The 10,863-nt window shown below is 32.7% G+C and carries 11 protein-coding genes; 8 read left to right on the top strand and 3 right to left on the bottom strand.

The features are described 5' to 3' along the window. Positions 1-56 precede the first annotated feature (56 nt). From ahrC to CW357_RS06685, 6 genes are all read left to right on the top strand, one after another. A complete protein-coding gene (ahrC, locus tag CW357_RS06710) occupies positions 57-506 on the top strand; it encodes a transcriptional regulator AhrC/ArgR (RefSeq protein ID WP_119416303.1) in 450 nt (149 codons plus the stop codon). Positions 507-533: 27 nt separating this feature from the next. Continuing rightward, complete coding sequence (recN, locus tag CW357_RS06705; RefSeq protein WP_124217644.1) at positions 534-2,234, top strand: DNA repair protein RecN; 1,701 nt, start codon at positions 534-536, stop codon at positions 2,232-2,234. Between the two features lie 133 nt (positions 2,235-2,367). Next, positions 2,368-3,327, top strand: coding sequence for a SpoIVB peptidase S55 domain-containing protein (locus tag CW357_RS06700; protein WP_119416301.1), 960 nt, complete (start codon positions 2,368-2,370; stop codon positions 3,325-3,327). Between the two features lie 382 nt (positions 3,328-3,709). Next, positions 3,710-4,501, top strand: coding sequence for a sporulation transcription factor Spo0A (spo0A, locus tag CW357_RS06695; protein WP_119416299.1), 792 nt, complete (start codon positions 3,710-3,712; stop codon positions 4,499-4,501). A gap of 503 nt (positions 4,502-5,004) precedes the next feature. Then, the gene (locus CW357_RS06690) at positions 5,005-5,613 is read left to right on the top strand and encodes a hypothetical protein (RefSeq protein ID WP_124217643.1); all 609 of its coding nucleotides are present in this window, start codon (positions 5,005-5,007) and stop codon (positions 5,611-5,613) included. Between the two features lie 256 nt (positions 5,614-5,869). Continuing rightward, positions 5,870-6,406 carry an AAA family ATPase gene (locus CW357_RS06685; RefSeq protein ID WP_124217642.1) on the top strand — a complete coding sequence of 179 codons (537 nt, stop codon included), beginning with the start codon at positions 5,870-5,872 and terminating at the stop codon, positions 6,404-6,406. Positions 6,407-6,507: 101 nt separating this feature from the next. Here CW357_RS06685 and CW357_RS06680 read toward each other — a convergent pair whose 3' ends face one another. Both CW357_RS06680 and CW357_RS06675 read right to left on the bottom strand, forming a co-directional pair. After that, a complete protein-coding gene (locus CW357_RS06680; protein WP_124217641.1) occupies positions 6,508-7,284 on the bottom strand; it encodes a Cof-type HAD-IIB family hydrolase in 777 nt (258 codons plus the stop codon). Positions 7,285-7,431: 147 nt separating this feature from the next. After that, complete coding sequence (locus CW357_RS06675; protein WP_124217646.1) at positions 7,432-7,665, bottom strand: HAD hydrolase-like protein; 234 nt, start codon at positions 7,663-7,665, stop codon at positions 7,432-7,434. A 557-nt stretch (positions 7,666-8,222) separates the two neighbouring features. On the opposite strand from CW357_RS06675, the gene CW357_RS06670 reads away from it, so the two are divergent. Next, positions 8,223-9,794 carry a DUF342 domain-containing protein gene (locus CW357_RS06670; protein WP_124217640.1) on the top strand — a complete coding sequence of 524 codons (1,572 nt, stop codon included), beginning with the start codon at positions 8,223-8,225 and terminating at the stop codon, positions 9,792-9,794. Beyond that, the gene (locus CW357_RS06665; RefSeq protein ID WP_119414864.1) at positions 9,787-10,509 is read left to right on the top strand and encodes a glycerophosphodiester phosphodiesterase; all 723 of its coding nucleotides are present in this window, start codon (positions 9,787-9,789) and stop codon (positions 10,507-10,509) included. Before CW357_RS06670 ends, CW357_RS06665 begins: the two co-directional genes overlap by 8 nt. A gap of 56 nt (positions 10,510-10,565) precedes the next feature. Here CW357_RS06665 and CW357_RS06660 read toward each other — a convergent pair whose 3' ends face one another. Continuing rightward, positions 10,566-10,805 (bottom strand): DUF2627 domain-containing protein, encoded by a 240-nt coding sequence (locus CW357_RS06660; protein WP_119414865.1) that lies wholly within the window; start codon positions 10,803-10,805, stop codon positions 10,566-10,568. Between the last annotated feature and the right edge of the window lie 58 nt (positions 10,806-10,863).

The raw sequence follows: 10,863 nt of genomic DNA, 5'->3' as shown, positions 1-10,863 counted from the left end.
TGTCCCCACCCCAACTATTTACAAAGAGCCCATAAATATGCATAGAGGTGAGAGCTATGAACAAAAGCCAAAGACATATTCGAATTCGAGATATGATTGCTAATAATGAAATTGAAACTCAAGACGATTTAGTGGATTTATTAAAAGAAGCAGGCTATCACGTTACACAAGCAACAATTTCACGTGATATTAAAGAATTGCATTTGATAAAAGTACCACTACAAGATGGTCGATATAAGTATAGCTTACCAGCAGATCAACGTTTTAATCCAATCCAAAAACTACATCGTGCACTTGCGGATGCTTTTGTATCTATAGATGGTACAAGTCATATGCTTGTGATGAAGACATTACCCGGTAATGCTCACGCTATTGGATCATTATTAGATCATTTAGATTGGGAAGAGATACTTGGCACTATTTGCGGAGATGACACGATTCTTATAATTTGTCGTGAAGAATCTGAACGTGAAGAAATAAAAAACCGTTTACTTGAAATGTTGTAATGATAGTTTGAGCGAGGTGAAATAGTCATGTTAAAAGAGCTTTCGATTAAAAATTTCGCGATTATCGAAGAGCTAACGGTTGAATTTCTAAATGGGTTAACAGTGTTAACTGGAGAAACTGGTGCTGGTAAATCTATCATTATTGATGCTGTACAACTTTTAGCTGGTGGCCGTGGCTCACAAGAATTTATCCGACATGGTGCAAAAAAGGCTGAATTGGAAGGGCTTTTTACACTAAGTTATGAAAATCATCCTGCGTATGAAAAATGTGAAGACGCTGGAATTGAAATCGAGGAAGGAACTCTCATCCTCCGTAGAGATATATATGATAGTGGTAAGAGTATTTGTCGTGTAAACGGTAAACTAGTACCATTATCCGTTTTACGAGATATAAGTTCGACTTTGATCGATATACACGGTCAACATGAGAGCCAAGAATTGATGGATGATAAGCAACATATTCATCTATTAGATCAGTTTGCAGGTGAAGAAATAATACCGATAAAAGAGCAATATGAAAAGCAATACGAAGCGTATAAGACATTAAAAAAAGAACTTGCAGCTATTTCTGTAAACGAGCAACAAGTAGCACAAAAAATTGATTTATATCAATTTCAAATAAAGGAAATCGATGCTTGTAAGTTCCAACCAAACGAAGAAGAAAACTTAACCGAAGAACGACGTCGATTAATGAACTTCAATAAAATATTTGAATGCTCAAATACAGCTCATGAAGCAATTTTAGGGGAGTCAAAAGGGCTCGACTGGATTGGACAAGCAATGACTCAGTTAGAAGATGTAGTATTAGTTGATGAAAGCTTCAAGGAGTACTCAGATGCTGTTTCAAACGCTTTTTATAATCTCCAAGAAGCTGCTTTTGGTATAAAGAATATTTTAGATGATTTAGAATTCGACCCTGAACGTTTAAATGAAGTTGAGCATCGTTTAGCTTTAATTCAATCGATGAAAAGAAAATATGGCTCAACATTGAAAGAAATTTTAGTTTATCGTGCAAAAATCGGCGAAGAATTGGAATCCTTATTGAATAGAGATGAAAATATTCAAAAAAATGAACAACAGTTAATTGAACTTCGATCAGAGCTTCTAAAAACGGCTTCAAAATTAACAGCTATTCGTAAAAAAGTTGGAGAGCGATTATCTAATGCTATTATGCAACAATTATGCGAATTATATATGGAAAAAGCGAAATTTAGCGTTCATTTTGAATTATTGTCTGAAGAACAATTTGACCATAATGGGATTGATAAGATTGTCTTTTATATAGCAACAAATGTCGGAGAACCACCGAAACCACTTACGAAAATTGCTTCAGGTGGGGAGCTTTCTAGGGTTATGCTTGCTTTAAAAACAATTTTCTCAACGACAAATGGAATTACATCCATTATTTTCGATGAAGTCGATACAGGTGTTAGTGGCAGAGTAGCACAAGCTATCGCTGAAAAAATAGCTGCTATTTCTATTCATTCGCAAGTATTATGTATTTCACATTTACCTCAAGTTGCTGCAATGGCAGATCATCATTACCATATTCAAAAACAAGAGGTTACAAATCGCACCTTTACTTCTTTAACAGAAATTTTCGGTGATGAACGTATTGATGAGATTAGTCGAATTATGTCCGGAACAGAAGTGACAGAGTTAACCTTTAAGCATGCAAAAGAGTTAATAGAAATTGCTGAAGATCGAAAAAAAGCATTACAGGTATAAAATGAAAAACGTTCGTTTTTAGCATCTCGCAAATTTTGTGAGATGCTTTTTTATACGTTCAATCTGTAGACAAATATTTACCTTTCATAACAATTCAATTTGAAGCCATGATAAATGAAAAGGAGGTGACATATTGCGAATTGCGAAGCGCTCTTTTCTGAGCTTATTCTTTTTACTTGTTGTATTCGGATCGTGGACAACAATCGCAAGTGCAGCTAAAAAAGTAATTCCAATGGGAGACTCAATTGGCGTTGAATTACAATTATCTGACATTACAGTATCAAATGATGTGTTATTACAAGATGGAAATTGGTTAAAAAGAGGAGATATTATTGAAAAAGTCAATAATACTTCTGTCAAAAAGCTGGAGAACATTCACCAAATTATGAAAACAACTCCAAAAGAAACCCTCACACTTTCAATTGGTAGGGAAAATAAAGACAAAAAGGTTAAAGTTCAAAAAGAAGAAATGACATCCGTTATGAACTTTCTTCGAGATGAAACTGATGGAATTGGTACGTTAACCTTTTTAGATCCTGAAACCAAACAGTATGGTGCATTAGGACATCAAATCGTCGATCAAATCCTACAAAAACCACCTCAATTTAAGCAAGGATCGATATTCTATGCGAAAATCGACCATATTAAGAAAAGTATTCCTGGTGAACCAGGATATAAAATTTCTTCTGTCGAAAATGATAAAGGACAAATTGGAAGTATTGTCTCTAATAGTGTTTATGGGATTTTCGGAAAATGGGAAAAATCCATAAAACCATCTTTGCCAGAAGCGATTGAAGTTATGCAACCTTCAGAGATTAAAAAAGGACCAGCTAAGTTATTAACAACGATTTCCGGGAAAAAAGTGGAATCATTTGATATCAAAATTACAAAGGTGAATGACAAAAGTTTTCAAATTGAAATAACAGATCCTGTGCTAAAAGAAAAAACGGGCGGTATTCTACAAGGAATGAGTGGAAGTCCTATTATCCAGGGCGGGCACTTCGCAGGAGCTGTAACACATATGTATATTGAAAGTCCAGTAAAAGGAGCAGCACTACCAATTACAGAAATGCTCAAAAATCAGCCTGCTTAAGCTGATGAATGAAACAACGATTCCTTACCAAGAACAGAAGCTTTGACAGCATCAATTTAGTATTGGCATGTTTAGTAAAAATCCACCCCATTTCGGGTGGATTTTTACTAATAATAGCACAAAAAAGTTTTATTTTATCTATTATTAGTGGTGTATGCGTAATCCTATAAAATATATATTTTTTCTCTTTAATATTTGTTACAATTAGAGTGAAAATATAATACATAAAATTGTCGAATTAAATAAAAAGTCTATCCCAACTTACTCATTTTTTTAATTTTAGAAGGGCTAGACCTAAAGTTGTCGAATTTACCCTTTTGTATCAATAGCGTTTCTATATTTAAAGATTAAATGGAAATTGCATTTCAAAGGAGGAAGATTAATGGAGAAAGTAAAAGTTGCAATCGTGGATGATAATAGTGAATTGGTAAAAATGATGGAAGAATATTTATCAAATCATGGAGAGATAGAGGTAATCAGTACAGCACCAAATGGCAAACAATGTTTGAAAATGCTGGAGGATTATATCCCAGACGTTCTGGTATTGGATATTATTATGCCACATCTTGATGGATTAGCGGTACTTGAAACAATGAAAGAAAATCCGCAACTTAATAATGTTCAAGTAATAATGTTAACTGCTTTTGGACAAGAAGATGTTATGAAACAAGCCGTTGAATTGGGTGCATCTTACTTTATGCTAAAACCATTTGAGTTCGATCGTTTAGCTTCTAAAATTTTGCAATGCGGTGGTAAAAAAGTCGAAAAGCAAAAACGCGTTAGCATTTTACAAGGTTCTAAGCCACAAAAACTAGACCAACGTCAACTAGACGCAACAATTACAGGTATTATAAAAGAAATTGGCGTGCCTGCTCATATTAAGGGGTATGCATACCTTCGAGAGGCAATCCAAATGGTCTATCTTGACGTTGAATTGCTTGGTTCAATCACAAAGGTTCTTTATCCAGACATCGCAAAAAAATTCGATACAACGCCTTCTAGAGTAGAACGTGCGATTCGTCACGCCATCGAAGTTGCATGGAATCGTGGAAACTATGAATCTATCTCTAAAATGTTTGGCTACACAGTACATCATCTAAAATCAAAACCGACAAACTCTGAGTTCATCGCTATGATTGCGGATAAGATTCGGATTGAGATGGTGGCGGTTTAACGTAGAGAGAGAATCAGTATTCAGGTGATAAAGTAGTTTGGAATCATATATATAAATCATGCTTACAAGTTTAGCTACTTTTATACCTCCAAGCACATTTCCATTTGTTGAGTTTGCATAAAATTCAACAAGTGGAGGTGTGCTTTTTGTTTTATAAAAAAACATAATAGAAATTGAATTACAATTAGATTCATTATATTGTATGGATCCTAATCAATTATCTCCTAAAACATTAAGAAACTATCAACAATGCTACGTACTTTCTTCCAGATGAAGTGTAGAGTGAGATGGACTCAGGCTTACAGAATAGATACCGGTGCTATATGTAAACGATTGTTACAACGGTAATATAAACGGGGGGTAGTCGCCTTACGCCTCCTTTATTCTACGAATTTCACTAAAGATATAGCCTGAATAAGATTGTTTTTATGTAATATTTAAATTACATAAATTTTATATTTGGTATAACCATTCAAAAAATCCATTTATAAGGAGGGCGTTCAATGACTAAAAAGATTACAGTTTTGGTAATGGCATTTATATTATTTATCTCCTTACTTTCAATTGAAAATCATAATGTTTTTGCATCTGTAAAGGATTCACCAACAAGTGATTACCGTATGCATCCAAATAAGGATAGAATTTCACTTTATAGAAAACCAAAAGGTAAGAAAATCTATACAATAAATAAAATTATTTATGAACCTGGTAATCCGATTTCAATTCCTCAAGCTGTTTATGTAAAAAATTTTTATAAAAACGGTTGGGCTAGAATAAGTTATAAGGAACAATATACGAAGAAAAAAAGTCCCAGTAAAACATATAAAGGCTATGTGAAAATTAGTAATCTAACATATAATGTTCATGACTTTGTTTCAGTGTTTGTATACAATACGAAAGGTGGTACCTTGAAAAAAACACCTAATAAGAAATCAAAGAATTTAGCAACAGTTCCACTTGGAACACTAGTAGACATTGATCATGCCAATAATGACGGTGTTTTGTATGGTGATAACAATAATTTCCCTGAATTTCTCTGGGTAAGGGTTGAGTACTACAAAAATGGTAAAAAATATATAGGTTGGTTATCATACAAAGACGCTAGAAGTTAAAAAGCTTTAACATTACTTACTAGACGCAAAATCCAAAGTTTCCGGCAGTAATACCAATTGAATAGTTTAATAACTAAGCACTCTCGTTCGAGGGTGTTTTTTTACGCAAATAATATAGCAAATTAAGGTAGCAATGATGTAAAATTCAAAATTCAAGATTAAAGATTCGAAGAAAGATGCGATGAGCACATATAAATTATATAGTATTATAAGGATACGAAGTAAAAAAAGTATAGATGGATAATGGGGAACAGAAATGATTATCATGATTAATGGTGCTTTTGGTGTTGGAAAAACAACAGTTGCAAATGAACTTCTTCAAACGGTAAGCAATAGTATGTTGTATGATCCTGAAATAGTTGGATTTATGTTGCGTGAAATCATCACGGAAGATATTAAACATGAAAATGAAAAAACAGATAATTTTCAGGATTTGGAGTTATGGAAAGTATTAGTCGTTCATGTAGCTAAGCAGCTTAAGACAAAATATAACAAAAATTTGATTGTCCCGATGACAATTTACAACAAAGAATATCTTCAATATATCCTTGAAGGGTTTAAAGAAATAGATGAAAAAACATATCATTTCTGTTTAATCGCAAAAGAGGAAACAATTTTTGAAAGGCTTAGACAAAGGGGAGAGGCTGAAGAAAATTGGTGTTTTCAGCAGAGTAGAAAGTGTGTAGAGGCTTATAAAGACCAATACTTCGAGCAGTTTATCGAAACTGATGATACTAGTATTGATGCTATTGTACAAAGAATTCAAAACGAAGTGAGTTTGTTAAATGCATAGTTACTCTTGCAGGTACTTTAGTTAGGATACATTGCAATAAAAAGTAATAATCAAAAGCTCTCGGGCTTAATTTCTCTCATCGAGAGCTTCTTGTAAAAATTTTATTTAAGAATCCCATATTTATCCAAAGCATACATAATACCGTCTTCATCAGAATCTTTCGTAACAAAATCAACAACTGACTTTAGTTTCTCATTTGCATTTCCCATAGCAATCCCAAAGCCAACTAGTTCGATCATATCGATATCATTTTCTCCATCTCCAAATGCGATTGCTTCTTTTTTATCAATATTAAAAAACTCTAATACTTTTAAAATAGCCAATGATTTAGAAACATCATTTTCTAAAACATTTAATATAGAAGGATGCCAACGTTTAAAAGTTAATGTTGGAAATTTTTCTTTATACTTTTGAATCATATATTCATTCGCAAATAAGCACATTAAAAAAGTATCATTTTCATATGCTTTTTTGCTGACTGCTGGATAATCTGTTAAAGACAAAGTTTCTTTTAAGGCATTTAAAACATCTGAATTTTGAACTCCATTGATATGAAGTTTTTCGGAGTAGAATGTTAGTGCATTACCTTCTTTTGAAGCAAAGTCCATAACATCCTTTACTATTTTTTTATCCATTGTAATTTTGTGTATTATTTTGTTTTTATGTTTAACATAGGCCCCATTTGCCGTAATAAAAGTGTCTATACCTAATGCGGCAATTTCAGCACACATTGATAATGGTCTACCTGTAGCAGCTACAACGCGTATACCTTGCTTGATTAATTGCTGAATTGCTTGTTTTGTACTATCTAAAATTATTCCATTTTTATAACTTGTAAGTGTACCATTAACATCAAAAAAGATTATTTTGGGCTTCATTCCTTCTACCTCCGTTTAATTTAAAAAGACTGATAAATCAGAATTCGTTATTTAAAAAGCTCCGCATGCATTACTTTTTAAGCTCATGAATACAGTGTGGTTGTTTGTAAAAGCTTTTCATGCAAATAAAGGCTGTTATCTCTCTTACTATGAATTATTTAGTACATCTATTAATTCATATAGATTATGTATTTCTACTAAATTCAACTGTTTGCATGTATTGCGTGTCCGGTTTAACCAAACACCTTTCATCCCACTATTACAACTTCCAATTACGTCTGTTTCTATAACATCCCCAATATAATAACTCGCATCTAATTTAACATTTGCACGTCGACATGCTTCAGTGAATATTTCAATATTTGGTTTAGATACTTTTATAGTCTCCTAATATACTTATAATTTTTCCTTTATAAACAGAAAATGTAACAATGGTATAACACTATTATATCAATAGTTAAACAACCAAAGAGCTTAAAATAGATTTTTATAATAATTGATTTTATATAATAATTCATTGCAGGTATAAAACTATATTAAAATAGCTATAAGTGATTAAAATTCTGCTATTAATTATATAAGGATAATATGAATTTTTTTACAAAAATTCAATCGATTGATTTAAACTCAATCCATTTTCAGGTAAAATAATTATAGAATATATTATTTCCATATTGTTGAAATTTTTTAGGTTTTACTTCTAAACTAAAATAAAGGAAATGAATATATATAGACAACACCTATATAAATAGTTTTAGTGAAATAAAATAATAATTCATTGCCTATAAACAGTATTATTAGAATTTTCTATTTTCTGTAGCTAAGGTTTTATTAATCATATTTACTTTCGGAACAAATACACTAAAAAAATCCAAAAATATTACGATAATATAGTAACTAGAGTTTACGGGAATATGTGCTTGGAAGGGTGAATAGTCTTGCTAATTTATGAGAACGATTACATACAATTATTAGAGGAACAAACAAAAGTTTATATCCAAGTGAATAAAGAAGGCTTTTCTTTAAAAGATTTTGATATGATTTTAAAAAAGAATCCGCGCATAAAATTAACAAGTTTTGCGAATTTAAGAAAGGCTTTAAATACTGTGGGGAGTGAACAAGTCGAAATTGGTGCTTGGCTACTACCATTAGAAATTGTTGTATCAAGAGATCGAATGCTTGCCACTATGTATATTAATGAGGATCCAACGACCATCTTCCAAGATGATGACAATTTGAATAAGCAAATCAGAGAAGTTGCGGAAAATGTCGGGGTTACATTTGGTCTTCATACCTTATCATTAAATGATGTGAAATCTGGAAAACCTGTAACAGTGGCTGCAGGATTACCGCCACAAAAGGGACCGGATGCTAAAATAACGTACTTAGAAATTCCAGAGAGAAAGCCTCAAATTTTGGAGAGTGGCCGTGCAGATTACTATGATATGAATTTTATCTTTGAAATCGAACAAGATGCATGGTTAGGAGAAAAAATCCCAGCAAAGCCTGGAATACCAGGTAAGAATGTACTTGGCGAAACAATTCCAGCAATTGATGGTAAGGACATTCCATTAAAATATGATGCTAGTTCCATTTATGAACAAGAAGTCGATGGTAAGATTATTATTAGAGCAAAGAATAATGGGGTAATTGATAACACAAACGAAAAATTAGCGATTAATAAGCATCTTCAGATTAAAAAAGATGTCGGTTTAGAAACAGGAAATTTAAAATTTGATGGATCGATTACGATCAGTGAAACCGTTGTTGCAGGTTTCTCTGTAGAAGCTACTGGAGATATTTCAATTGAAGGAATTGAAGGAGTAACTGGAGCTAAACTGATTGAATCTAAATATGGTGATATCTATATTCGTGGTGGGATTTTTGGAAATGGTGAGACCGTTGTACGTGCAGGGGGCAATATTTACGTAAAACATACAAATGATAGTACGCTACAAGCTTCAAAAGATATTTTTATAGGCTCTTATTCCATGGGTTCCAATCTTAAGGCACAAAATATTTTTGTCAATGAACAAAGTGGCAAAATTATTGGCGGTTCTGCGGAAGCTACAAATTCTATCAACGCTGCCATTTCAGGAAATAGGTTAGAAAGAAAGACAGAGCTAATCCTTACTCTACCAGACCGAAAAGAAAGTGCTAAAATTATCAAAGATAAAAAAGATAAAATTATGGAGATTGAAAAGGAAATTGCGCATTTAGATGAGAAAGTATTTTCTCTTAAACCATTTTTAGAACAAATGAACGAAATTCAACGAAAAACATATGATGATACTATCGAAACGATTCATAAAAAGGAATCTGAGTTAAATCAATTAGAAACAGAAATAAACAGTATTTTCCAACAACTAAAAAGCACGGGAGATGAGAACATTAATATTACTAAAGAAGCTTTTCCTGGTACTGTTATTCAAATTGGGAAGAAGTCAACTATATTGAATAGCTCGACTTGTGGAAAATTCACCTTGGAAAATGGCGAGCTGAATGTCTAGACCATTAGTCTTCGCACATCGTGGTGCTTCAGCTTATGCGATTGAAAATTCACTTGATGCTTTTCAACTAGCCTTAGAATTGCAAGCAGATGGGTTAGAACTTGATATTCAAATGACAAAGGATCAAATACCGGTCGTAGTACACGATTACAATTTGAGAAGATTGACGGGCAAAAACGCATTAGTATCCGATCTAACTTTAAAAGAACTCAAATCCTTGAAGGTTGGTAAGCTTTTTATAAGAAGATTTAGAGGACCAGCGATTTTAACATTTGAGGAATTTCTATCTTGGCATTCAAGGACAAAAGTACCGTTAAATATTGAGCTTAAAGAATCTTTTATAGAGAATTCCAATGCATTAAAAACAACAGTAGAAAGATGTATGGAAATCCCGTATATTCATTTTTCCTCATTTCATCTAGACCTTCTTAAAAATGTCAAAAGGCTAGCACCAAACATAGAAACAGCCTTTATCGCTACAAAATTATTGAATTGGGACGAGTTAGATCAATTGCCTTATATCGATACGATTCATGCCAACAAAACTTGGTATTACAAAGAACGATATTTAGATGCCTGTTTTCGTCATCATAAAAAATGCAGATTTTACAATATCCACGGTAATGAAAAATACATTACATCACCACATAAAAACGTGATTGGATGGATTACTGACTATCCTGAAATAGTCCGAGCAGCACAAAGAAAAGTATAAAAGCCTCTATGGGATATGAAATTCCGTAGAGGCTTCGCATTTTCTATCATTCAATTTTATTTCTTCTTAGAATATTTTGTTGCTACTCGTCCATTTTTTCGATCTCTGTTTAATAAGTATCCTGCAAAAAAACCAAATCCTATTAAAAATAAGATAATTCCAATTGTAAATTGCAACCATAGGTAAGGTATGGGATCAGCTAATTTTGCAAAAAAAGTATCGCGCATTAATTTTATCCCGGTTGCAGCCATAATGGCGGGAATGGCTAATATGATAAAAGCTATAAAACGACCCATTTCGTTCAACTCCTCTAATCTTTTATATTCTCACGTGTATTGTATAGATTGTCAAGCG

This window comes from Rummeliibacillus sp. TYF005 (genome assembly GCF_003844195.1).
Classification (GTDB): Bacteria; Bacillota; Bacilli; order Bacillales_A; family Planococcaceae; genus Rummeliibacillus.
This window is presented reverse-complemented; position numbering and strand designations above follow the sequence as displayed.

What these genes read in the sequence shown, in the direction of transcription:
- ahrC (WP_119416303.1), top strand. Translation starts at nt 57, where the DNA reads ATGAACAAAAGCCAAAGACATATTCGAATTCGAGATATGATTGCTAAT.
- recN (WP_124217644.1), top strand. Translation starts at nt 534, where the DNA reads ATGTTAAAAGAGCTTTCGATTAAAAATTTCGCGATTATCGAAGAGCTA.
- spo0A (WP_119416299.1), top strand. Translation starts at nt 3,710, where the DNA reads ATGGAGAAAGTAAAAGTTGCAATCGTGGATGATAATAGTGAATTGGTA.
- CW357_RS06690 (WP_124217643.1), top strand. Translation starts at nt 5,005, where the DNA reads ATGACTAAAAAGATTACAGTTTTGGTAATGGCATTTATATTATTTATC.
- CW357_RS06685 (WP_124217642.1), top strand. Translation starts at nt 5,870, where the DNA reads ATGATTATCATGATTAATGGTGCTTTTGGTGTTGGAAAAACAACAGTT.
- CW357_RS06680 (WP_124217641.1), bottom strand. Translation starts at nt 7,284, where the DNA reads ATGAAGCCCAAAATAATCTTTTTTGATGTTAATGGTACACTTACAAGT.
- CW357_RS06665 (WP_119414864.1), top strand. Translation starts at nt 9,787, where the DNA reads ATGTCTAGACCATTAGTCTTCGCACATCGTGGTGCTTCAGCTTATGCG.
- CW357_RS06660 (WP_119414865.1), bottom strand. Translation starts at nt 10,805, where the DNA reads ATGGGTCGTTTTATAGCTTTTATCATATTAGCCATTCCCGCCATTATG.